Origin of the sequence: Corynebacterium sp. Marseille-Q2823 (assembly GCF_903645345.1) — a bacterium.
Classification (GTDB): domain Bacteria; phylum Actinomycetota; class Actinomycetes; order Mycobacteriales; family Mycobacteriaceae; genus Corynebacterium; species Corynebacterium hiratae.
In genome coordinates this window covers 90,509-112,651 of sequence record NZ_CAHJXS010000012.1, presented here as the reverse complement: position 1 = coordinate 112,651, position 22,143 = coordinate 90,509, and the positions used below count along the sequence as shown (strand labels likewise).

The 22,143-nt window shown below is 61.4% G+C and carries 18 protein-coding genes and 1 pseudogene; 6 read left to right on the top strand and 13 right to left on the bottom strand.

The window, feature by feature from the left end; genetic code table 11:
- The 7 genes and pseudogenes from trxB to HWX44_RS12440 all read right to left on the bottom strand — a co-directional run.
- Nucleotides 1-927 (bottom strand): thioredoxin-disulfide reductase, encoded by a 927-nt coding sequence (trxB, locus tag HWX44_RS12470; protein ID WP_049155640.1) that lies wholly within the window; start codon nucleotides 925-927, stop codon nucleotides 1-3.
- A gap of 54 nt (nucleotides 928-981) precedes the next feature.
- Nucleotides 982-1,557, bottom strand: a complete 576-nt coding sequence (locus tag HWX44_RS12465) for an RNA polymerase sigma factor (protein ID WP_158396865.1) — start codon at nucleotides 1,555-1,557, stop codon at nucleotides 982-984.
- 105 nt (nucleotides 1,558-1,662) lie between these two features.
- Nucleotides 1,663-4,173 (bottom strand): aminopeptidase N, encoded by a 2,511-nt coding sequence (pepN, locus tag HWX44_RS12460; RefSeq protein WP_175975002.1) that lies wholly within the window; start codon nucleotides 4,171-4,173, stop codon nucleotides 1,663-1,665.
- Between the two features lie 290 nt (nucleotides 4,174-4,463).
- On the bottom strand, nucleotides 4,464-4,997 hold the full coding sequence (locus HWX44_RS12455; protein ID WP_175975000.1) for a YceI family protein: 534 nt from the start codon (nucleotides 4,995-4,997) through the stop codon (nucleotides 4,464-4,466).
- A 211-nt stretch (nucleotides 4,998-5,208) separates the two neighbouring features.
- Nucleotides 5,209-8,451, bottom strand: coding sequence for a murein biosynthesis integral membrane protein MurJ (murJ, locus tag HWX44_RS12450; protein ID WP_175974998.1), 3,243 nt, complete (start codon nucleotides 8,449-8,451; stop codon nucleotides 5,209-5,211).
- Nucleotides 8,452-8,460: 9 nt separating this feature from the next.
- Nucleotides 8,461-10,557, bottom strand: a complete 2,097-nt coding sequence (locus tag HWX44_RS12445; RefSeq protein WP_175974996.1) for a hypothetical protein — start codon at nucleotides 10,555-10,557, stop codon at nucleotides 8,461-8,463.
- Nucleotides 10,554-11,141, bottom strand: a pseudogene (locus HWX44_RS12440) (NUDIX hydrolase); the annotation flags it as partial. The gene HWX44_RS12445 and the pseudogene HWX44_RS12440, both read right to left, overlap by 4 nt.
- Nucleotides 11,142-11,184: 43 nt before the next feature.
- On the opposite strand from HWX44_RS12440, the gene HWX44_RS12435 reads away from it, so the two are divergent.
- The 4 genes from HWX44_RS12435 to HWX44_RS12420 are packed head-to-tail and all read left to right on the top strand — an operon-like array spanning nucleotide 11,185 to nucleotide 14,289.
- Nucleotides 11,185-12,618: a CCA tRNA nucleotidyltransferase gene (locus HWX44_RS12435; RefSeq protein ID WP_175974992.1), complete on the top strand. Its 1,434-nt coding sequence runs from the start codon at nucleotides 11,185-11,187 to the stop codon at nucleotides 12,616-12,618.
- A 2-nt stretch (nucleotides 12,619-12,620) separates the two neighbouring features.
- Nucleotides 12,621-13,220, top strand: coding sequence for a YqgE/AlgH family protein (locus HWX44_RS12430; RefSeq protein ID WP_049155619.1), 600 nt, complete (start codon nucleotides 12,621-12,623; stop codon nucleotides 13,218-13,220).
- A 35-nt stretch (nucleotides 13,221-13,255) separates the two neighbouring features.
- Nucleotides 13,256-13,972, top strand: a complete 717-nt coding sequence (locus tag HWX44_RS12425) for an AzlC family ABC transporter permease (RefSeq protein WP_070547222.1) — start codon at nucleotides 13,256-13,258, stop codon at nucleotides 13,970-13,972.
- Nucleotides 13,957-14,289, top strand: coding sequence for a branched-chain amino acid transporter permease (locus HWX44_RS12420; RefSeq protein ID WP_070547221.1), 333 nt, complete (start codon nucleotides 13,957-13,959; stop codon nucleotides 14,287-14,289). Before HWX44_RS12425 ends, HWX44_RS12420 begins: the two co-directional genes overlap by 16 nt.
- A 10-nt stretch (nucleotides 14,290-14,299) precedes the next feature.
- Here HWX44_RS12420 and HWX44_RS12415 read toward each other — a convergent pair whose 3' ends face one another.
- From HWX44_RS12415 to HWX44_RS12400, 4 genes are all read right to left on the bottom strand, one after another.
- Complete coding sequence (locus tag HWX44_RS12415) at nucleotides 14,300-14,608, bottom strand: hypothetical protein (RefSeq protein WP_049155610.1); 309 nt, start codon at nucleotides 14,606-14,608, stop codon at nucleotides 14,300-14,302.
- A 6-nt stretch (nucleotides 14,609-14,614) separates the two neighbouring features.
- Nucleotides 14,615-15,574, bottom strand: coding sequence for a bile acid:sodium symporter family protein (locus tag HWX44_RS12410; protein ID WP_049155609.1), 960 nt, complete (start codon nucleotides 15,572-15,574; stop codon nucleotides 14,615-14,617).
- Nucleotides 15,575-15,654: 80 nt separating this feature from the next.
- Nucleotides 15,655-16,026: a Rieske (2Fe-2S) protein gene (locus HWX44_RS12405; RefSeq protein WP_049155608.1), complete on the bottom strand. Its 372-nt coding sequence runs from the start codon at nucleotides 16,024-16,026 to the stop codon at nucleotides 15,655-15,657.
- A 511-nt stretch (nucleotides 16,027-16,537) separates the two neighbouring features.
- Nucleotides 16,538-17,002, bottom strand: a complete 465-nt coding sequence (locus tag HWX44_RS12400; RefSeq protein WP_070517670.1) for an SdpI family protein — start codon at nucleotides 17,000-17,002, stop codon at nucleotides 16,538-16,540.
- A gap of 156 nt (nucleotides 17,003-17,158) precedes the next feature.
- Between HWX44_RS12400 and HWX44_RS12395 the strand changes: the two genes are divergently transcribed.
- Together HWX44_RS12395 and HWX44_RS12390 are read left to right on the top strand one after the other, a co-directional pair.
- Nucleotides 17,159-18,394, top strand: coding sequence for a dicarboxylate/amino acid:cation symporter (locus HWX44_RS12395; protein ID WP_102234294.1), 1,236 nt, complete (start codon nucleotides 17,159-17,161; stop codon nucleotides 18,392-18,394).
- A 360-nt stretch (nucleotides 18,395-18,754) separates the two neighbouring features.
- A complete protein-coding gene (locus HWX44_RS12390) occupies nucleotides 18,755-19,960 on the top strand; it encodes an HNH endonuclease signature motif containing protein (protein WP_246819111.1) in 1,206 nt (401 codons plus the stop codon).
- 113 nt (nucleotides 19,961-20,073) lie between these two features.
- Here HWX44_RS12390 and trpA read toward each other — a convergent pair whose 3' ends face one another.
- Nucleotides 20,074-20,895: a tryptophan synthase subunit alpha gene (gene trpA, locus HWX44_RS12385; protein WP_070547217.1), complete on the bottom strand. Its 822-nt coding sequence runs from the start codon at nucleotides 20,893-20,895 to the stop codon at nucleotides 20,074-20,076.
- Complete coding sequence (gene trpB, locus HWX44_RS12380; protein WP_175974990.1) at nucleotides 20,895-22,109, bottom strand: tryptophan synthase subunit beta; 1,215 nt, start codon at nucleotides 22,107-22,109, stop codon at nucleotides 20,895-20,897. Before trpB ends, trpA begins: the two co-directional genes overlap by 1 nt.
- Between the last annotated feature and the right edge of the window lie 34 nt (nucleotides 22,110-22,143).

Sequence of the window (22,143 nt, the reverse complement as noted above, 5' to 3'; positions counted from 1 at the left end):
CTAACGGTTCTCGGCGAGGAAATGTTCCGCATCAATGGCCGCGCGGCAGCCGGAGCCCGCAGCGGTGATGGCCTGCTGGTAGTGGTCATCCACCAAGTCACCACAGGCAAAGACACCTGGCAGCGAGGTCTTGGTGGACGGCTGCTCTACCACCACGTAGCCAGCTTCATCGGTCTCTACCTGGCCGTTAAGGAAGCCGGAGCGCGGATCGTGGCCAATGGCCACGAACATGGCGGTCAGGTCGAGTTCACTGGTCTCACCGGTCAGCACGTTTTTTACCTCGAGGGCACCGACCTTGCCATCCTTCTCCAGGACGCGCTCGACGGTGGTGTTGGTCAGCCACTTAATCTTTGGATTGTCCTTGGCGCGCTCCAGCATGATCTTGGAGGCGCGGAAGTTCTCCGAGCGGTGAATAATGGTGACGGTCTCGGCGAACTTGGTGAGGAAGGTAGCCTCCTCCATGGCGGAATCGCCGCCGCCGACGACGGCGATGTTGTGGTCCTTGAAGAAGAAGCCATCGCAGGTGGCACATGCGGACACGCCGCGGCCGGTCAGCTCCGATTCGCCCGGAATACCCAGGTAGCGCGGAGCGGCACCGGTAGCGAGGATGACAGCACGGGCTTCATAAACCTCGTCGCCCACGTGCAGCTTCTTCACCTCGCCTTCGAGCTCGACGGAATCTACGACTTCCATGCGCAGGTCGGCACCGAAGCGGATGGCCTGGGCGCGCATCTCTTCCATGAGCTCAGGGCCCATGATTCCCTTCTGGAAGCCCGGGTAGTTCTCTACCTCGGTGGTGTTCATGAGTTCGCCACCGTATTCAAAGCCCTCGAAGACGATGGGATTGAGCTCGGCGCGTGCTGCGTAGAGCGCTGCGGTGTAGCCGGCGGGGCCGGAGCCGACGATGGCGACATCGTGGATAGTCACTAAAAACTCCCTTGAAACGATAATTTTTAAGTAAGACTCAGATTCTACTCGCCCTCAGTCTATCGCCGCACGCAACACTTGCCGAGCCCGGGCTCGGCGCGACTTCACCGTGCCCGGCGCAACCCCCTGCACCTTGGCCACGGTATCGATGGGATAGCCAGCCACGTCGGTGAGGTACAGCGCCTCGCGCTGGTCCTCGCGCAAGGTTTCCATCGCTTGGGCCACCGTGATGCGTTCCGCCAGGTTTTCGCTGGGGTTGTGTGCGAGCGCATAGTTGCGGTCATCCTCAATGATCTCCGCATCCAGGGATGCGTTCTCTCGGTTCGATCGGTGGTTGAGGAAGTCATAGCCGGAGTTCATCACCAGCCGGTGCAGCCACGTACTCAGGGTGGCATCGTGTCGGTAGGAGGCCATATTGCAGCTGGCCTTGAGCAGGGCCTCCTGCACGATGTCCTGCGCATCATCATCGTTGCGTGTGTAGCGCCGCGCCATGGCGGTCAGGCGCGCGCGGTGCTTCTCGACGATTGCCGAAAAAGCCTTAGTATCTCCGCCAATGAAGGCGTCGACGAGTTCACGATCGGTCGGCTGTGCTGACACTAAGAATCCCCCCGGAAACTTGAGCAATGACATTTGGGTCAACACAGCCCCCAGCCAAAGCCGATGGTTTGTGATTGTCCCCCCGTTAATGTGTCTGCGAGTTTACGGGAAGATTCTTCTGTCCGCTACGCGAAGCGCTTATTGCGCGGCACGGACGCGTTGCGCGCGACGCAGCGCATCCTGGCATTCCAGCAGCACGCGGCGCAGCGCACGTGGGCGCTCGGTGGCCAGGAACTCGCTGGTGGCGGCGTCGGCCATTGCGAGATCCGGGTAGAGCCCGCGCACGAGGCGGTTGGCAATTTCGATGGGGTGCTCCTCCCACAGCTGAGACAACGAGTCGAAGTATTCCTGGGCAAAGGCCTCGGTGAGGTGGGCCGAGCGCGGCGCGTTGAACGCCGCGAGCAGGGAATCCACCTCCGCGTTGGAGTACTTACCCGGCGTGCGCACGAGGTCGAAGACTTCGCGCTTGAGCTCGGCAGACGGGAAGGCGTGGGAGGCGCCCAGGTAGGCGGCGGCACCGGTGAGCGTGTTATCGCGCTCCTTCTCCGCCTCGAGCTCCTCGGCGCTGACGGCATCGCGGGCGGCCAGCGCGCGCAAGATGGCCCAGCGGATGTCCGGGTCGAGGGCGAGGCCGTCGAGGGAGCCGTCGTAAAGCGCGCGCAGGCGCTGCGTGCCGGACTCCGCCGGGGTGGCCGCGAGGGCCTGGATGGTGGCGCGTGCGAAGGTGAGCTGCGCGTCGGAGCCCGCCGGTGCCTGCTGCAGCACCTCCCAGAGGCGCTCGGCATAGTCGGCGCGAATCTCTTCGCGTTCTTCCTCGCCAACGAAGTGGTCGATGGCATATCCTGCATTGGCAAAGGCCGTGGTCAGAAGTGTGGGGTTGGACTCCGCCGGGGCGTGGTTGAGCACCGTGTCGAGGTAAGAGCGCACGGGCCACTCGCCATCGCGGGTGAGGTTCCACAGGGAGGTCCAGATGACCGCGCGGGAAAGCTCATCCGGGACTTCAGACAGGCGCGTGCGGATGGTCACCAGGGAGGTCTCGTCGAAGCGGACCTTAGCGTAGGTGTGGTCGCCGTCGTTCAGCAGCAGCAGTGCCGGCGCCTGCAGCCCCGATGCCTCGTCGAGGATGGTGCGCTCGCCCTCCAGATCGACGTCAAGGGTGGCGTATTTGTTCAGGGAGTTGTCGAATAACGTCACGTCGAGGCGGTGCGGGCGCGTGGTGTCCTCGGCTTCCACCGTGATGGCGAGCTCGTGGATTTTATCGCCGTCCGTGTGTAGTTCCGGGGTCAGCGTGTCCGGGCCCCACGTGCGCAGCCACGCGGTGGACCAAGCATCGAGGTCGCGGTCGGTGTGCTTCTTCAGGGCCTTGAGCAGGTCGTCGAAGGTGGCGGCGGCAAAGGCGTGCTCCTGGAAGTAGTCGCGCGCGCCGGCGTAGAAGTTCTCGCGGCCCACGTAGTGCACCAGCTGCTTGAGCACCGCAGCACCCTTGGCATAAGTAATGCCGTCGAAGTTCTGGCGCGCGGCATCGACGTCCGGGATCTCGGCCTTGATGGGGTGCGTGGTGGGCAGCTGATCCTGCAGGTAGGCCCAGTTCTTGCGCTGGCCAGCGAAGTTGACCCAGGCCTCGGTGTACTCGGTGGCGTGCACCGAGGAATCCGCGCCCATAAACTCCGCGAAGGACTCCTTGAGCCACAGGTCATCCCACCACTGCGGGGTGACTAGGTCTCCGAACCACATGTGCGACATCTCGTGCAGGATCGTATTCGTTCGCCCAGCATGCTGCGCGCGGGTGGCGGCGGAACGGAAGAGGTAGTGCTCCGTAAAGGTCACCAGGCCGGGGTTCTCCATCGCACCCAGGTTGTACTCCGGCACGAAGATGGAATCATACTTGCCCCACGGGTACGGGTAGCCATAGTTGCTGTGGAAGAAGTCCATGCCTTGTGCTGTGACCTGCAGGATTTCATCATCCAGGTACTCCGCCATGGAGGCGCGGGCAAAGGCGCGCAGCTCGACGCTTAAGGTTCCATCGGGTGCGGACCAGGTGCTGTGCTTCTCGACGTACGGCCCCGCCGCAAACGCCGTCAAATACGTCGACAGCAGAGGCGTCGGCGCGAAGTGCGCTACTTCCCTGCCCTCGGTCTTCTCGCGGCCAACCTCCGGCTGGTTGCTTAAGAGCTGCCAGCCTTCCGGGCCGGTGAGGTGCACCTCGTAGCTGGCCTTGAGGTCCGGCTGATCAAAGCAGGGGAAGATGCGGCGGGCATCGGAAGGCTCGAGGTGCGAGTAGAGGTACGTGGTGTCATCGGCTTGGTCGTGCATGCGGTGCAGGCCCTGGCCGGTGCGGGAGTAATAGGAGGAGCCGGTGATCTCCACGGTGAGCTCCTCCCCCACTGGAAGGTTGCGCAGGTAGACGCGTCCGCCGTCGAAGGTGTTCTCCACCTCCTCGCCGTTGACGCGCACTGCGTGCACGGCCTTGCCCAGGTAGTCCACGAAGGTCTCGGGTTCGGTGGTGGTGAATGTAATACGTGAGGTGACCTCGTAGGAATCGGCGTCGGTTGGTGCGCTCGTGACGTCGAGGTGCAACTCGTAGGTGCTCAGGCGCAGCGCGGCGCTGCGGGCGGAAGCTTCAGCATGGGTGAGGTTTGCGGTAGTCATGCGCTACATCTTAAACGTCACTGCGGTGCGTATCACAGGTAAGCTGCTCAAAGTTGTTTCAAACAACTCCGCAACAACTAATAAACAACTATTGGCTAATATGGCAGCTTCTGACGCAGAAGCAATCTTAAAAGTGCAGGCCACAACGATGTGCGAGTTGTTGAGGAGTTGTTTATTACTCCATTGTTGTCCCTCTAGTTGTTAAAAAGTTGTTGCCCGCAGTACCGAAATGGGCACTACGGGCAACAACTTAGAACTACCTCTTACGGCGAGGTTTCGCGCTTTATGGCTTACTGCTTGATGGCAGAAACCTCGAGCTCGATCTTGATCTCCTCGGAGACCAGCACGCCGCCGGTCTTCAGCGGGGCGTTGAAGTCGATACCGAAGTCAAGGCGGTTAATGGAGGGCTTGGCCTCGAAGCCCAGGCGAGTGTTGCCGAAGGGATCCTCGGCGACGCCGGCCTCGTCTACCTTGAAGTCGACAGACTTGGTGGTGCCCTTGATGGTGAGGTCACCGGTGACGGTGCCCTCGCCTGCCTCGTTAACGTCGAACTTAGTCGCGGTGAAGGTCATCTCTGGGAACTTCTCAACGTCGAAGAAGTCCTCGCCCTTCACGTGGGCATCGCGGTCAGCGCTCTTGGTGTCGATGGACGCGGTCTTCACCGTGGCGGTGGCGGCGGAGTCAGCAATGTTCTCCCCTACGGTCAGGGTGCCGTCGAACTCGTTGAAATTGCCGCGCACCTTGGTGATCATGGCGTGGCGGGCGACAAAGCCGATGGTGGTGTGTGCCGGGTCCAGTGCGTACGTTCCTGCAGTGATAGTCATGGGGGTTCCTCAGTTCTCTAGTTTGTTGACGTGACAACAACAATTATACGCCCCTCCCCTTATCTGTCAAGGGAAGAGAGCGCAAGAACTACAAAGCCCCAGACCTGCAACCCGAAACCTGCAGGTGGGCGTCGTCAAGCGCGTTGCACATCTGAGTCAGCGAGCAGGGAGTTGCGGGATCGAGGTCTGGGGAAATGCGTGAGGAGGTGCGTTAGTTGGTGGGGATGCCCACCAGGGTGGCCTCCTCCAGCGTGACGGAACCGGACTTGGGCATGTCAGTAAAGAGGATGAGGGCGCCGTCGAAGGCCACGGGCTTCTTCTTCAGCTCGATGTCCTGGCGTGCGCTGGTCAGGGTGCCGTGCGCGAGTTCGGTGAGCGTGCCGGATTCCGGATCCGTGGGATCGAAATCCTTGGTATCCACCCCGTAGACCACGTACTTCGCGCCGATGGAATCCTTCTGTTCCAGCGGTAGCACGTGCAGCTGCGTGGGCTTGTCAATGCTGAGCAGAAGTCCGGATTCTGCTTCCTTCGTGGTCCATTCGCCCGTGACCTCCTTGCCCTCCGGAACGGACGTGCTCTTGACGTCCTTGAACAAGACCGGCGGGACGTTGGGGAACGTGGCCTCCGTCGAGGCTTCGCTCTTGGTCACCACCGGGGAAGTCTTTTCGTTACCCACCTGGGAGAGGATCCACACGCTCAGCGCGGCCATCGCCACGACGAAGAGGGTGGCAAGAACGCCCAGCACGATGGTGCCGGAGCCCGAGTAGCCGCGGCCGCCGAAGCCCGGTGCGGGGCTCGGATCCTCCTTGCGCGGGGTTTCCTCCACTGGAACCTGGAGGGTTTCCTCGCCTTCTTCGCCATCGCCGGCGAAGGCCGCCAGGCGGTGAGCGATGTCCTCGAGATCGGAGTCCTCGCCCTCTTCGGCATCGGCGGCAATCTCCTGCAGCACCTCCGGGGTGGGCTTGGTGGACTCCACGAGGAGCGAGATGGCGGAGGCCAGCGCCGAGCGGTCCGTCTCCTCATCGTTGCTGTGCAGTACCGCGGGGAAGGCCAGCGTGGCAACGCCCTCGGTGGAAATGCGGATGCGGTTGCGGTTCTCAATACCCAGCACGAGGTCCGCCGCGTGGGCGGCGGCCGTGGTGCGCACCAGCGGTACCAAGGCGTGGGCCACGGCGCGCGGATCGAGGTCCTTGTCTTCCGACACCGTCTTCAACGAGGTGCCCTCGACCCAGTCCGCCACGACGAGGCAGCCCTGGCGGTAGGACAGGATATCGATGTTCTCCGCCACGGCATCCAGCTCCATTTCCGCCAGGCGGCGCGTGGCGCGGGAGACCTCGGCGGAGCGGCGGGCGGCCACGGCCGGGGTGGCCGGAGCCATCGGTGCCTCGCCCGTGGTATCCACGAAGGTCAGCGATACCAGGCGTCCGGTGGCCTGCTCGCGGGCCTTCCAGAAGCGGGTACCCGGGGCGGAGCCATAATCCTTGAGCAGGCGGAAGCGGCCATCGGAGACTGGGGCACCCGGTACCAGGCGCGGGCCGCGGACGATACCGGCAGACATCGGCGGCGGCACCGGCGAGGAGTTGAAGGCATCCACGCTGAAGATGGGCTGGAACTCCAGCTGCTCCGGGGCTTCGACCTCGATGGCCTCTGCATGCTCGATCTTGATGATGCGGGACATACCCGGAATGCGCTGCAGCTGGCGGCCCAGGTTGATGACTTCCGGCAGACCCGAACGCGAGAGCACGATGCCGGTCACGATCACGAAGACCAGGCCCACGACGGCCAGCTTGAGCAGGTACACAAACGGCGGCACCTGTGCCGGGAGCACGAAGTTGATGCCGTAGTTGATGGCGTAGGCAACGACCAGACCCACGATGGAGGCCAGCACTGACCAGATAGTCGTCGCGATGACCGCGCGGCCGCCCAGGCTGCCCAGCTTGCGCTTGAGCAGGAAGCCGCCGATGACCGCGCCAGCCACGAAGCCGAAGCCGTTGGCCGTGCCCAGCAGGATGACCACGCGCTCCGGGGAGTCCGCCACGTGCGGGGCCAGCAAGGAAAGCACCACCTTGGTCAGCGTGATGCCGGCGATGATGAACGTCGGCGTCCACGCTTCCTCACGCGCGTAGAACACGCGCAGGTGTAGCAGCACCAAGGCATAGGGGATCAGGGTAAAAGCGGAGAAGCTCAGCGTGAGGCCGAGCAACTCGGCCGCATCCGCGTCGAAGGCGCCGTACTGGAAGAGGCCGCGGGCAATCGGGATGCCGAAGCCCGTCATGAAGATGACGATGGGGATCAGCGCGATAAACGTCAGCTTCGTGCCGAGCGTGAGATCCCGAACCACGGCCTTGACGTCACCGTCCGCGGCGTTGCGGGACAGTCGCGGCATAATCGCGGTCAGCAGGGTGACACCAATGACGCCGTAGGGCACCTGCAGAAGCAGCCAGGCCTGTTGGTAGGTAAAGGGCGCACCTTTATCGGCATGCGCCGCCACGCGGGAGGTGATGACATAGCCCAGCTGGGAAATGGCCACGTAGGCCACAATGGCCAACGCCATGCCACCGAACTGTTTGAGCCGGTCATCTAGGCCCCAGAGCGGCTTGAGGTTGATGCCTGCCTTCTTGAGGTACGGGAACAAGATGAGGCATTGCACCACCACGCCCGCCGTGGTACCAAGCGCCAAGAGCAGCACGTGCCCGTCCGTGATCGGCGAGGGCGCATTGGGATGTAGGCTGCCCGGCACCAGCTGATAGGCCACGAGCACCGAGATCGAGATGATGTTATTGACCACCGGCGCCCACGCACCCGGCCCGAAGATGTTCTTGGTGTTGAGCACCGCTTGGAAGAGCGCGAAGAGCCCGTAGAAGAAGATCTGCGGCAGCAGCAAATAGGCAAAGGAGGTGGCCTGCACGGCGTTGACCTTGCCGTCCTCCGGCAACATCATGCGCGTGAGCTGCGGGGCAAAGATGCAGGAGAGCACCGTGATCGTCGCCAGCAGGGAGAAGGCCAGCGTGAAGAGGCGGCGGACGAAGGCCTCGCCGCGGTCGGAGTCTTCCTTCTCCGCGCGCACGAGCACGGGCACGACGAGCGAGGTGAGCACCGCGCCCAGCACGATCTCCGTGATGAGGTTGGGCAGCTGGTTCGCAGTGGTGAAAGCGGAAGAAATGGCCGGGCCCAGCGAAGAGCCAATGAGCACGTTGCGGATGAAACCCGTGATGCGGGAGATCATCGTCGCGATGGCCATCGAACCGGTGGCGCGCACAACGGCGCGGTCGGAGTTCTCTTCGCCGGGGGACTCACTCGGGGCCGAGGCAGACTTGCCCTTCAGTCCCGAACGGTCCTCGAGTTCGTCGTCGACAGCAACGACGCCACTCGGCGCGCGCTTTTCCGGGACCGGTGCCGGCGGCGAGGGCGTGACAATGCGTCGACGGGCACCAGACATAGGTTCATGTGTCATAGAGAAAAACTATCCGTGAGACTTCTTTTTCTTCCGCTTACCTAGCCGGAACAGGGCGGCAAGGACGAGGGCGAGCGCGGCGATCGCGCCGACTCCATAGACGCTAACGATACCGGCACGCGTCTGCACCGTAATGTCGATTGGATCCGAAATGAGGTGCTCAGATGGTGTTGCTAGCCACAGGCGCAGCGACATCTGGTCAACGTCGCTCGGCAGGTCAGCGGTCATGGACACGGTAATGGATCCCTTGGCCGGAATGTGAATCAAGTCCTGCGTGTTCAAGGTGGCGCCGTCCGGGGCATCGTAGGCCAGGTGGGCGTCGACAGGCAGCGGCAGGCCGTTCTCCGCCACGATGAGCAGCGGCGATGACTCCGAAACGCGAGTGTAGACGTTGCCCGGCGGGATGAGGGAGACGGAGGCGCGGAGCTCGCGCAGCATATTCGCGTTCTTCTCCAGTCGCGTGCGGCTCTGCTTCACCGAGGGCGTGAAACCGTGCAGGCTGGAGCGGTCGGTAGCGCTCAGCGCCGTGAGCAGATCGTGGCGCAGGGGCGCCGTGAAGCTATAGCGCGTCATGGCGATGCCTGGATCATTAACCATGATGGACATCAGTTCATCGGTATAGCGCGCCTGCTGTGTCACCTGCGTGATCTCGGCGTCGTGAAAGGCCGCGGGATCCGGGTAGGGGCTGCCGGGGGTACCGCTGCCCTCCTCCACATCTAGCGCGGTGACGGGGCGCGGCTGGAGGCGCCCAGAATCAAGGAGCCTCTGCGCTGCTTCCATCACCGCGCGCGCGGCCGCAGGGTCTTGGTAGTTCGGCAACTTGGCCACGGTCTCCTCTTGCGCCGACGCCACGCTTATCGACGCCCCCGCCGTCAGCGCCCGCGCCTGCTCCGAATCCATGGAAAAGTCATAGCGCAGCTCCGGGTTGGAGTACCCGGTGGTCTGTGGTTTCGAGCCGGTTTGGGCTAAGAGTGCGCCGAGGGAGGCATCAAAGGTGGCGGCTTCGCCTGCCCATTCGGAATTATCCGCCACCAACAGCGGAACGGGCATCGCGTGCTCGCTTGTCCCAGAGGCCGGCGCGGTCAGTGGCGTGCTGAGCGGGGCGCCGAGGATGCGCTCGATGGTGGCCGCGCCCTGCTCGACGGCCTCGTGGGTGAGCCACTCATTGCCCACTTTGGCCACGGCGTCGGTGTCTGCGTTGGCCCACGGCATGAGCATGCGGCAGTCCACCTTGAGCTTGACCCGGCGGCGCTGACACCGCGCCGTTCGCGATCGTCGACTGGGGAACCAGGAATCGCGCAGGCGGGCGTTGGCATGGAGGGCTCTGTGACGGTTAGCGGCGGATGCGGTCGGCGGCGTCGACAGCGCAGGTCCAGCCACGCAGCCGGAGCCGTGCAGATCATGCTCCAGGTAGGCATCGAGCAGCTGATCGAGGCGCCCGCCCGGCGAGAGCTGCTCAGCCAGCTGCTCGCTTTCTAAGATGAGCTCCTCGCCGCCGGTATCACCTGGAACCACGTCCACTTGGGCGGTGATGGGATAGACCAGGGAAAAGGAATGCTCGCCCTCCTCTTCGGCATCCGGCTCTTCTCCTTGGAAATCCAGGATCGTCCGCTCCTCCGCGAAACTGGCCGCTTGGCCGTCGCGGGTGCCGGTCAAGGTAAACAGGAGCGGGTACGCGCCGGGCTCCGTGATGGCCAGGGTCGAGTCCTCCCCCAGAGCGGTGGGCACCTTGACGGTGACGTCGCGGCTCTCCCCCGGTTGGAGCGTCCCTGCGCCGAGCGAGGCCCCATAATAAGGAAAGGATCCTGCGGCCAGCTCTTGGCGGGCCTGCGTAGTGGAGGTCACGGCAGTGCTGCGGCGGGAGGTGATCTGGAGATCATCAACGGCGCTCTCGGTTGGGTTGTGGATGCGCAGCTGCAGCTCCAGCGTCTCCCCTACCCGCGCCTCGCTCGCGCTGAGCAGGCTCAGCTCCAGCTCATCAGGTCCGCGGGAGCCGAGCCAGTAGTGGGAGTCGGTGATCCCAGTATCGAGGGTTTCCGCCTGGACCACGGGGACGGTGCAGCCCACCGCCAAGGCCGCGATGGCCGCCGCTGCGCGCCAGCTCACCGCGGGGTCGCCTTTCCTTCGGCAGCTTCCTTTCGCGCGAGATCCGGAAGAAGGTCGTGGGCGATGCGCGCCAGCTTGCGCTCGTCGGCATAGGCCAGGTGCTCGATGAGCTCGGAGACCGGGATCCAGGACACCTCCGTGACCTCCGGGTCTTCGTCGTTCATGATGCCATCGACAAAACGCAGAAGGTGATGGTGCACGGTCTTGTGAATGCGCACGCCATCGGAGACGAACCAATAATCGATCATTCCCAGGTCCGCGAAGACCTCGCCGTGGATGCCAGTCTCCTCCCAGACCTCGCGCTCGGCGGTCAGCTCCTTGGCTTCGCCGTTTTCCACATGCCCCTTCGGCATGGACCACAGCAGGCGCCCGCGGCGGTCCAGCCTGCCGATGAGCGCGACATAGATCTGTGAGAGGTCCACGTTGCCGTCCACGTCGACGGCCTCCGCCAATCCGGACACGACGAGTCCGCCCGCGGACGTCTCATCCCGCGTGGTCATGCGGTTGGTGGACGTGCGCTGGGGGCGTCCCGTGCGGTGGTTCCGGTGGCCCGCGCCCCGCCGGCGGCGGCGCTTGGACCCTGGCGTGTTCTTAGTCATCCCTGCTAATCGTAGTAGACTTCGATCCGTGAATTTTCAGGACACTCAGCTAATCGGCGTTCTCGCCCGCGCGGACGCCACCGTCGCCCGGCTCAGTGGCCTCTTAAGCGGCCTGGTGGAACGCTTTGCGCTTCACGACGCCCCCCTCTACCTCGTCGGCGGCTCCGTCCGCGACGCGCTGCTCGGCCGCCTGGGCAACGATCTCGACTTCACCACCCCGGCCCGGCCCGACGTGGTCTATTCCATCCTCGAGGAGTGGGCGGAGACCGTATGGGATACCGGCATTGACTTCGGCACGGTCTCGGCGGCCTATAAGGGCCAGCAGATCGAGATCACCACGTTCCGCTCAGATAGCTATGACGGGCAGTCCCGCAACCCCGAGGTCATGTACGGCGATACGCTCGAGGGCGATCTCGTGCGCCGCGATTTCAAAGTCAATGCCATGGCCATCGAGCTGCGCCCGGACGGCACCCGCGAATTCCACGATCCGATGGGCGGTCTCGAGGACTTGGCGAATCGCATCCTCGATACCCCAGATGCGCCGGAGATTTCCTTCCACGATGATCCTCTCCGCATGCTCCGTGCTGCGCGTTTTGCGGCGCAGTTGGAGTTTGACGTCGCCCAGCGCGTGCGCGACGCCATGACCGACATGGCTAGTGAAATTCAGCGCATTACCGTGGAGCGCGTGCAGGTGGAGCTCAACAAGCTCATCTGCGGCACCGCGCCGTGGAAGGGCATTGACCTGCTCGTTGACTCCGGCATTGCAGACTACGTTTTTCCGGAGATCCCGGCGTTGCGCATGGCTCCCGACGAGCACGCGCAGCACAAGGACGTGTACGCGCACTCGCTGACCGTACTGCGCCAGGCCATGGAGCAGGAGGAAGACGGTCCCGATCTCATTCTGCGGTGGGCCGCCCTGCTCCATGACATTGGCAAGCCGGATACCCGCGACACCACCGACGGCAAGGTGAGCTTCCACCACCACGAGGTGGTGGGCGCGAAGCTCACCCGCAAGCGCCTGCGCAAGCTGAAGTTCCCCAAGGCCACGACCGAGGACATCGGCCAGCTGGTCTACCTCCACATGCGTTTCCACGGTTTCGGCGATGGCCAGTGGACCGATTCCGCTGTGCGCCGCTACGTCACCGATGCCGGCGATCTCCTTCCGCGCCTGCACAAGCTTGTGCGCGCTGACTGCACCACCCGCAACGAACGCAAGGCCCGCCGCCTGCAGCGCACCTACGATCAGTTGGAGGAGCGCATCGCGGATATCGCCGCCAAGGAGGATCTTGCACGCGTGCGCCCGGATCTCGATGGCAACGAGATCATGGAGATCCTCGGCCTTGAGCCCGGCCCCGAAGTGGGCCAGGCCTGGTCTTACCTCAAGGAGCTCCGCCTCGAAGAGGGGCCCCTCGAGCGCGAGGTGGCTATTGCGAAGCTGCGCGAGTGGTGGAATTCTAGATAGGGATGTACGCAGACAGACTTTTCAACGCCCTCGAGCGCAATGATCCCGCCCCTGGCCAGCTCCTTGTGGCGGCGCCCGACACTCTCACGCCCCACTACAACCGTTCCGTCATTCTGATCACGGAGCAGCACGCCGGGCGCACGTATGGCGTGGATCTAACCAACCGCTCCGAGGTCGCCCTCTTCAACGTCATGCCGGAATGGGTACCCGTAGCGGCCAAGCCGCAGGCCCTCTATATCGGCGGCCCGCACAACCAGCAGGCGGCCATCGGTGTGGCGCTGACCCGCCAGGGCGTGGACATTGAGAAAGAGCCTTCGCTGAATCGCCTCGCCCCGCGCGTGGCGCTCGTCGATCTGCGCGTGAGCCCGGAGGACGTCGCCGATCTGGTGGAGGGTATGCGCTTCTTCGCTGGTTTCTTTGAGTGGGGCCCGGGCGAGCTGGATGAAGAAATTGACCGTGGCGAGTGGTACGTGGCCCCCGCCCTGCCCCAGGACGTGGTCTCCTCTGGCTCGACCGATACGTGGTCGGACGTGATGCGCCGCCAAGCCATGCCCTTGCCGCTGTTTGCGACCTTCCCGCGCTACATCGATGAAGATAATTAGAGCTCTTCGCCTCTCCCTGCGCTAACATCTCTGCCATGCGCGCGGAGATCATCAAGGCTATACGGACTTGCATGCCTATCGCCGTGGGGGTGGTGCCGCTGGGCCTCGCCTTCGGCGTGCTCATGGTTCAGACCGGCTTCGACTGGTGGTGGACCCCTATCTTTTCCATCGTTATTTACGCCGGCTCGATGGAATTCCTTGCTATTTCCATGGTGACCGGCGGCGTGACGCCCGCCGTGGCTGCGCTCACTGGTTTCATGGTCAATTTCCGCCACATTTTTTATGGATTGACCTTCCCGCGCGATCAGATTTCTAGTCCCCTCGGCCGCGCCTATTCCACCTACGCGCTTACCGACGAATCCTATGCCGTCCTCTCCGCCTTTCCCCGAGACTCTCGCCCAAGCGGCGCCTTCGTCTTCACGGTGCAGTTTTACTGCCAAGTGCTGTGGGTCGGTTCCGGCATCATTGGCGCGGTGGCCGGTCAGGCAATCCCGCCCTCTGTGAAGGGACTGGAGTTTGCCCTCGTCGCACTGTTCATCGTCCTTGCCATCGATTCCTTCCAGAACAACAAGGACTACTCGCTTCCGCTGTCTGCCGTGGTGCTCGGGATTCTCGCGGGCTTCTTGTTTCCTGGTCAGCTTCTTATGGTGGCGCTGTCCGCCTACTTTGTGTTGCTCGTGGTGCGCTACCTCTCCCCTCGCGTCGATACCGCACTGATTCTACGGAGGGAGGCGTCATGCCAGCCGGAGTAACACTGGCCAGCATCTTCGCCGTGCTGATCCCCGTCGGGATTGTGACCGTCGTGCTGCGTTGGCTTCCCTTCGCCTTCGTGAAGGCCCTGAAGGGTAGCCAGTTCATCAGCATGCTCGGGTTCACCATGCCGGTCGGCGTGATGGCAGTTCTGGTGGTCTATACCTTATTCGGCCAAGCTCGCGATACGGGAAGCATTGTTGCTCCCCTCGTAGCCGCCGCTGTGACCGCCGCGTTGCACCTGTGGCGCCGCAATTCCGGTCTTTCCATCTTCGGCGGGACTGCCTTCTATATGGTGCTGGTGAATCTCGTTCTGTAGCGTGGGTACGCTAAAAGTCGCCGAATAGCGCGATGGCCTCGGTCCACAGGGAGTGGAACTGGAAGGCGTCGATAAGCTCGGCGTCGATGTCGGGGAACGTGTCGTAGGTGTCAGGGTGCGGCACCACTTGCTGTGGGATGTTGGCGTCACCCACCGAGGCGGTCGGCGTTGCGGCGCCGACGATGGCGTCATTCGGCGCGAGGGCAATCATACGCAACATGGAGCAAGCCTCGTTGCTGATTTCCTCGAGTTCCGCGATGTGGATGGCGGTGCCGACCTCCGGGACAGTCATGGTGGTGCGAACGTAAAGCTTTTTCATGTGGTCTCACTCTACCCGCGAATAGCGAGCCGCCATAGACGCGCAGATCATCAATTGCACCTGGTGGTAGATCATAAGGGGGAGGATGAGAAGCCCCAAAGACGTGCCACCAGAGGCGAAGATCACCGAGGCCATGGGCAGTCCCGTGGCGAGGGACTTTTTCGAACCGCAGAACTGGATGGCGATGGTGTCTTCTCGGTCGAAGCCCAGCTTTCTGCTCACCACTTTGGTCAGCCAGAGCATGAAGAAGACGAATGCAGTTGAGAATACAATCTGAAACAGAATCTGCCAGACGCTAATTGACGCCCATATCCCGTCCACCATTCCCTTCGAAAAGGCGGCATACACCACCATCGCGATGGAGCCGCGATCCACCACTTTGGTGGCTTTGCTGGCTGCGACTTTTCCTACCCATTTTCTGGTGAGTTGCCCGAGCACGAAAGGCAGAAGCAGAAGCACGGAGATCTCTAGGAAGACGGAGCTATCGATGTGGATGCCGTCGCCGGCACCCATGAGCGCCATGACAAGTAGGGGCGTGAGAAAGACGCCGGCCAGATTCGATGCGGACGCGGAGACAATTGCGCCGGGAACGTTTCCGCGGGCGATGGAGGTAAAGGCTACCGATGATTGAACCGTTGATGGAACTAAGGTGAGGTAAAGAATGCCCAGGTATAGATCGGTTGGGATGAAAGCCGTGAGTGGACGGAGTGCGAGACCGATGATCGGATACACCACGAAGGTAAAGACCAAAATGGTCAGATGGAGCTTCCAATGCTTGATGCCGTTGATTGCCTCGCGCGTTGACAGTCGAGCTCCGTAGAGAAAGAAGAGGAGGGCAATCGCGATGTTCGTGAGGACGTCGAAGGTATCTGCAAAGCTGCCTCGCGCGGGAAGAACGATGGCGACCGCAACGGCGCAGAGGATGAGGACAATGAGGGGATCGAGTCTTTTGAGGCGCTCAAGCATATAACAGAGTGTAGACGCACCCCCACCGTTTCACGTGAAACATCGGTTTGAGCGAAGCGGCCCGAAGCTTCGACCGTGCGTTAGGCGGTGACGTTGCGTACCGTTCCCCCGTCATTCTCCACGCCGTACTCCGTGAGCGGTTTGGCGCTGGGACCGCCGGTCACTTCGCCGGTGCCGAGGTCAAAGCTGGAATAGTGGCTGGTGCAGGTGGCGGTCATGCCCTCGATTTTTGTAATGAGGGATCCCTGGTGCGGGCAGGTTTGGGAGTAAGCTTTGAACTCCCCTTCCGTGGGTTGAGCAAAGATCACTTTGTCCACGATGATGGCTGATCCAACGGGTATATCCGTCGCGGCTATTTCGGCGGTAGGTTCTTTGCCGCAGGCGGCGAGATAGGCACCAGCGAAGGTGGTGGCAGTACCGAGGAGGAAGAGGCGGCGGGAACACGTAGTCATGGTGCTTACTCTATCTGATCGGCGTGTTCCATAGTGTGAGGTATAGCGTTCTTAACTGAGTTTGCCATCCCACACAGGTAACTCTTCTTCCCTACTGCCGCTGAAATCGTAGGATCCGTACGATGTACCGACATCGCTATAGATGGTCCCTGGCGAAGCTACGTGTCGTCCGCCCCGTGAATCATTCGTGAAGGCATAGGTTGCCCCAGCGCCCAGAACGCTAATGCTGAGTGCGGCTGCGGCGATGATTCGGATTGCTCGGGTGTTAACGCTTTTCTTCATGCCATCCATAGTGCGCCGTAGGTTAAAGGTTGTCACGAGACGATGCCGGCTTCCCACGAAGTTGGCGTCGAGTTCCCAGTCATCTTTCAGACTGGGGTCTGCACACAAAGGGCCATTCCAATGGTGAGTATCGCCCACCATTGGAATGGCCTTTGGAATAATAATGTTAGTGACGAAACGCGAGCAATCAAGATGTCACTATAATAACGTCACTGTACGTTATTGATTGCTAGCGAGGATTGCTGTTATCGGCACGTTTTGCGGCAGCACGGGCCGCGGAGACGTCGACAGTCGGTGCCTCTCCCCCGCACCCACCGTCGCCACAGTTGCAGGATTCACCGCAACCCTCATCCTCTTTGTGGGCTTGATCCCAGAGATACGCCGCGCGGGCGCCCATATTGGAACCGACCGAGAGTGCGAGAACAGCTACGACGAACGTGAGTGCTGGGATCAACCACATCCAACCCTCGGCCCGCAGCGCGATGATTCCGCCAAACACTAAAGCGACGCCGGCGAGGAACCAGAACGGTCCTGCAACGGCGTGGGCATTATCCCAAGCTTCCTTAGTCTTGCGGATCTCCGCGAGGCGCAAACCGACGACGCTATTACCCGGGAGCTTCCGGAGCGAGGCTAGGCCGCCGACGACGATAAAGATGGCGGCCACGATGAGGAAGATGATTCCGACTACGAGCATGCCCATAGTCTATCCCGCCCCGTAGTTAGGGAGAAAGTCAGTTCAATTTATTCGCATGCTGCTGTAATATACATTTCGTGTCGCTTGGTAGATATTAAAGACTTTATTATCGAGCGAACTGATCAGCGTGGTAGCAACCATAGAAAAGATTCAATCATGACATTTAAGAGTGTTCTCAACTCTCTGTTGTTCAAGATTATCGTCGCGATAGTCTTGGGCATCATCGTTAGCCAGTTTGCCCCGGAATGGTTTGGCAGGGCTTTCGCAACCTATAACGGCCTGTTTTCAAACTTCCTCGGCTTCTTCATTCCAGTCCTTATCCTTGCGCTCGTGGCCCCGGCAATCGCAGGCCTTGGGCGTGGTGCCGGTAAGTGGTTGGGCATTACTGCGGGAATTGCCTACGGCTCGACTATCGTGGCAGGGCTTATCGCATACGGCTTGACCCAGGTCCTCTACCCCACTTTGCTGGCCGGACAAACGCTCAATACCGAGGTTTCTGACATCGATGCGGGAGCTCTCGAGCCGTACTTTACGGTTGAGATGCCAGCGCCTTTCGAAGTGATGACGGCGCTGCTGCTGTCCTTCTGTATCGGCGTAGCCATGACGACTGTGAAGTCGGACAATCTTTACACACTTACGAAGGAATTTGAGAACGTCGTTATCAAGGTCATTTGGGGTTTCGTGATCCCCCTTCTGCCGATCTACATCTTCGGTATGTTCCTCTCCTTGGGTATGAATGGAAATATCGGTACCGTGCTGATCGCCTTCACTAAGGTGCTTCTGCTCGCGGTTGTGATGACCTTGGTCTACCTGGTGCTGCAGTACATTATCGCTGGCGCGATTGCGGCCAAGAATCCATTCTCTGCACTGAAGAACATGGCTCCGGCGTACTTTACTGCGTTGGGTACGTCTTCCTCTGCGGCTACTATTCCGGTCACTCTCGACGCCGCACTGAAGAATGGAATCTCCAAGCCGGTGGCAGGTTTCGTGATTCCGCTTTGCGCGACGATTCACCTTTCTGGTTCGATGATCAAGCTCACCCTGTACGCTTTCGCGATCGTGTACATGGCTGATGGTATGGAAGCTGACCTTGGGAAGGCCCTTGGCTTCATCTTGCTGTTGGGCATCATGATGGTCGCTGCTCCTGGCGTTCCGGGTGGCGCGGTGATGGTCGCGGTCGGACTTCTGCAAGCGAATATGGGCTTTGATAACTCGATGGTCGCATTGATGATTGCCGCCTACATCGCTATTGACTCCGTGGGTACCGCCGCAAACGTTACAGGGGACGGCGCCATCGCCATGATCGTCGACCGCTTCGCGCGCGATAAGATTGAGGGCCTAGAGGCCGAGGCAGATGCCGAGGCTGCTGACGAAGAGCTCAGCAAGGCCTAAGTTTCACGTGAAACCCTGAAGCTTCTACTCCCCCTTTTCCGACATGATACCCGCGATGGATAGTTGGGCGAAGGGGGATTTTTCTTGCCCTAATTTCGGAGAGTGTGCGCAGCCGTGTGGGGGGCTAGTGGCCCGATGCGTAGACTGCGGTTCTGGCCGTGGCGGTTCGGGCCTAAGCCCCATTTTCTTGGGAGAGGGCTTGCGCTTTATTGTTAGAACAGGTATTCTATAGCTGGGTGTGGGGGAACGAATTGTTCCGCAAATTTAGGGGTGCAGCTACCCATGGCAACCACAGCACAATCATCTACGTCACTTCCCACTGCATACTTTTCCCACTCAAATCCGCGTGATCCTGAATGCATGGCTGGTCAGCTCATGCGCAGAATCGAGTACGAATTCTGGTCAGGCGTCCAACCACCACTCGATGAGGACTCCGATACCGCCTTTATGCGCATCGGGCAAAAGACCGGAAAATCTCCGGCTCACGTTGCGCGCAATGTCATGGCGCTGATCCGTCTTGATGAAATGCCGAAGCTGCGTGCCCTGCAGAAGGCGGACTGTTTACTGGACATGCAGATGCTAGTTGCTATCGATCAGGTGATGGCAAAGCTTGGCAATCCGACGGCGGCTGTTATAGCGGAAGTGGATGAGAAGCTATCCGTCTGGTTAACGCCGACCAAGCCGAATCAAGTCTTTCCCTCAGTAGAGAAGATACGGCGCAAGGTTCGAGACATCTGCAAGGTGCTCGATGACTCCGTATCCTTCCGTGACAAGCGCAAGAAGAATCGCTACTCTCTTCTCACCCGCGGGGAACGTGGGTTAATCGAGCTAGAAGTGGATAGCAACGTGGGTGTCGTCATCCACGAAACCATCAAGTTGGCAGCAAAGGAACATGGCGTCTCCATGGCCGATGCGCTGGTACTGCTCATTACCGGCAAGATCGAGCCAGAGGCGGGTAAGGTCGTCGTCCACGAATACAAGGCAAAAGACGTCGAGGGTGCGCCGGTCTATGTCCAAGGACATGGGTGGAACGGCGAGGGCGTTCCGGCTTCGAAGACCGTGAGGCGCGATTTCACCACTGCCCCGGAAGCTTGTCAGGGCTACCAGCCGTCGGAATTCTTGAGAAAGTATGTCGAAGGCCGCGACGGCACATGCCGGGCGCCTGGTTGTAATCGTCCTGCATGGGCCTGCCAGTTGGATCACCGGATTAACTACGCGGATGGCGGCCCGACGCATCCGGATAACATGGTGGCCCTTTGCCAGCACCATCACAATATGAAGACAGATGGGCGGGCCTTTTACATCCTGGATCCCGCAACCGGCGATGTCGTGTGGCTGTACGAGGACGGAACCTGGGCGGTCACGGAAGCGACCGGCCCTTTGGCACCAGCCTCGAAGGTGTGGGCCCGGACCATTGCGGAAGACGTCGTTGCTCACCGTCGCAAGATGCACGAAGCCGCGCAGGCTCTGAAGGTGGAAATGGATAACGGAACCATGGTCGAAGTATTCGACATGACTGATCCGGCAGATCGCTACACGAATGGCGGAGAGGAGATTCCCTTCTAGGGAAGTGTTTCACGTGAAACGGCCCCCTTCCGCTCTGCCGCGCGTAGGCGCGGATTCTGACGGAAAGAGACCGTTGCGAGGCGTGCCTGTCGAAGCCGGCTACTGTTTCGTGGCTACTGTTTGGTGGCTGCCTTCATGGTGGATACGAAGTCGGTGACCGCAGCGGCGAGAGTGTCGTTGGGGCGGTTGTCATCGTCGAGGTGGGCATCAACGACCTTGGCCAGAGCGGAACCGGTGATTGTTCCCGCAGCGCCAGCAGCAATGGCGTCGGCAACGTGTTGCGGGGTGGAGATTCCAAAGCCAAGGAGAATCGGTGCACCTCCGAAACGTTTCACGTTGTCCACTACGTCAGCGAGCCCGCGTGTCTCTGACTCCTTCTCGGTGCCGGTAACGCCGTCGCGGGAGATCGCATAGATATAGCCCTTGGAATACTTCGCGACGCCCTCGAGTGTTTTCTCGGAGGCTTGTGCTGGTGCGATGAAGATGGGATCGATTCCTGCTTTGTCGGCTGCAGCGGCGAAGGGGGCGCCTTCGCGAACGGGGACGTCGGGAAGCAGGATGCTATCGGCGCCGGCCTCGTGAAATTCGGAATAGAAGGTCTCGAGCCCGCGGGTGAAGGGAACGTTGCCGTAGATGAGCATGCCGATGGGCAGGTCCGGGAATTCACTGCGGATCTGACGGATCTGCTCGATAGCGGAATCCACCGTCGCACCGCCGGCGAGCGCGCGAATGTGGGAGGCCTGGATCGTTGGGCCGTCGGCGACAGGATCCGAGAACGGGACACCAAGCTCGAGGGCGTCGGCGCCACCGGCGACGGCCGCGCGGACGATGGTGAGTGCGGTCTCGGGATCGGGATCGCTGAGCATGATGAAAGGAACGAAAGCGCCTTCACCGCGTGCGGCTAGGGTGGAGAAGAGTTTCTCGTAACGGCTCATTACTTGTCCTCCGTGATCTTGAGTTCGGGGTGCTCGCTAAGGGTTCGGCGGACGTGGTCGATGTCCTTGTCGCCACGCCCAGACAGGGAAACGAGAATGGTGATGTCTTCATCCTTGCGCTTGAGGGCATAGGCCAATGCGTGCGAGGACTCGAGGGCGGGGATGATGCCCTCGCGGCGGCTGAGGAGCTGGAAGGCTTCGAGAGCTTCGGCGTCGGTGATGCCGACGTAGGTTGCGCGCCCCGTCTGAGCGAGGTGTGCGTGCTGTGGACCGACGCCCGGGTAGTCGAGGCCAGCGGAGATGGAATAGGATTCCTCAACCTGGCCGTCGGCATTGCGCATGAGATATGAGCGGGCGCCGTGGAGGATGCCGATGGTGCCGTTGTTGATGGTCGCGCCGTGGTGTCCGGAATCGAGTCCCTCTCCCCCGGGTTCCGCTCCAACGAGTTCGACGGATTCCTCATCGATGAAGTCAGCGAACATACCAATGGCGTTCGAGCCGCCGCCGACGCACGCGACGACGAGATCCGGCAAACCGCCGGTGCGCTCGATCATCTGGGCCTTGGCCTCTTCGGAAATCACCTTGTGGAACTCGCGAACGATCGTTGGGAAGGGGTGCGGCCCAGCCGCAGTGCCGAGGAGATAATGAGATTCGTGGAAGGTGGCGGTCCAGTCACGGAGAGCTTCGTTGACGGCATCCTTGAGCGTGCCGGAACCGGAGTCGACCGGAACAACCTTCGCGCCCATCAGCTCCATTCGGTAGACGTTGGGCTGCTGCCTCTCGACGTCCTTCGCGCCCATGTAGATCACGCAATCGAGGTCAAGCAGAGCACAGGCGAGGGCGGTCGCCGTGCCATGCTGGCCGGCGCCGGTTTCAGCGATGATACGGGTCTTCCCCATCCGCTTGGCCAGGAGCGCTTGGCCGATCACCTGGTTAGTCTTGTGCGCGCCGCCGTGGACAAGGTCCTCCCTCTTAAGAAAGATGCGTGCCTTTCCGCCGAGCTTGGTGGCTTCGGTGAGAGGGGTTGGGCGGCCGAGATAGTCGCGAAGATAGCCGGCCAGCTCTTCGCGGAAGGCGGGATCGTTCTGTGCGTCGACGAAGGCCCTCTCTAATTGGTCGAGCGCCGGGATGAGGGATTCGGGAACGAATTGTCCGCCAAACTCCCCGAAATAAGCGGGTAGGAGGGTCTCCCTGGTGTCCTGTGGGTTGGTCATAGTGTTCCTTTTAGCTAGGGCTTGGAGCAAAGCT

Excerpts from the sequence above, each read along its gene's own strand:
- HWX44_RS12465 (WP_158396865.1), bottom strand. The coding sequence starts at position 1,557 with ATGTCATTGCTCAAGTTTCCGGGGGGATTCTTAGTGTCAGCACAGCCG.
- pepN (WP_175975002.1), bottom strand. The coding sequence starts at position 4,173 with ATGACTACCGCAAACCTCACCCATGCTGAAGCTTCCGCCCGCAGCGCC.
- HWX44_RS12455 (WP_175975000.1), bottom strand. The coding sequence starts at position 4,997 with ATGACTATCACTGCAGGAACGTACGCACTGGACCCGGCACACACCACC.
- murJ (WP_175974998.1), bottom strand. The coding sequence starts at position 8,451 with ATGACACATGAACCTATGTCTGGTGCCCGTCGACGCATTGTCACGCCC.
- HWX44_RS12430 (WP_049155619.1), top strand. The coding sequence starts at position 12,621 with ATGTACGCAGACAGACTTTTCAACGCCCTCGAGCGCAATGATCCCGCC.
- HWX44_RS12425 (WP_070547222.1), top strand. The coding sequence starts at position 13,256 with ATGCGCGCGGAGATCATCAAGGCTATACGGACTTGCATGCCTATCGCC.
- HWX44_RS12420 (WP_070547221.1), top strand. The coding sequence starts at position 13,957 with ATGCCAGCCGGAGTAACACTGGCCAGCATCTTCGCCGTGCTGATCCCC.
- HWX44_RS12415 (WP_049155610.1), bottom strand. The coding sequence starts at position 14,608 with ATGAAAAAGCTTTACGTTCGCACCACCATGACTGTCCCGGAGGTCGGC.
- HWX44_RS12410 (WP_049155609.1), bottom strand. The coding sequence starts at position 15,574 with ATGCTTGAGCGCCTCAAAAGACTCGATCCCCTCATTGTCCTCATCCTC.
- HWX44_RS12405 (WP_049155608.1), bottom strand. The coding sequence starts at position 16,026 with ATGACTACGTGTTCCCGCCGCCTCTTCCTCCTCGGTACTGCCACCACC.
- HWX44_RS12400 (WP_070517670.1), bottom strand. The coding sequence starts at position 17,002 with ATGCTCGTAGTCGGAATCATCTTCCTCATCGTGGCCGCCATCTTTATC.
- HWX44_RS12395 (WP_102234294.1), top strand. The coding sequence starts at position 17,159 with ATGACATTTAAGAGTGTTCTCAACTCTCTGTTGTTCAAGATTATCGTC.
- HWX44_RS12390 (WP_246819111.1), top strand. The coding sequence starts at position 18,755 with ATGGCTGGTCAGCTCATGCGCAGAATCGAGTACGAATTCTGGTCAGGC.
- trpA (WP_070547217.1), bottom strand. The coding sequence starts at position 20,895 with ATGAGCCGTTACGAGAAACTCTTCTCCACCCTAGCCGCACGCGGTGAA.
- trpB (WP_175974990.1), bottom strand. The coding sequence starts at position 22,109 with ATGACCAACCCACAGGACACCAGGGAGACCCTCCTACCCGCTTATTTC.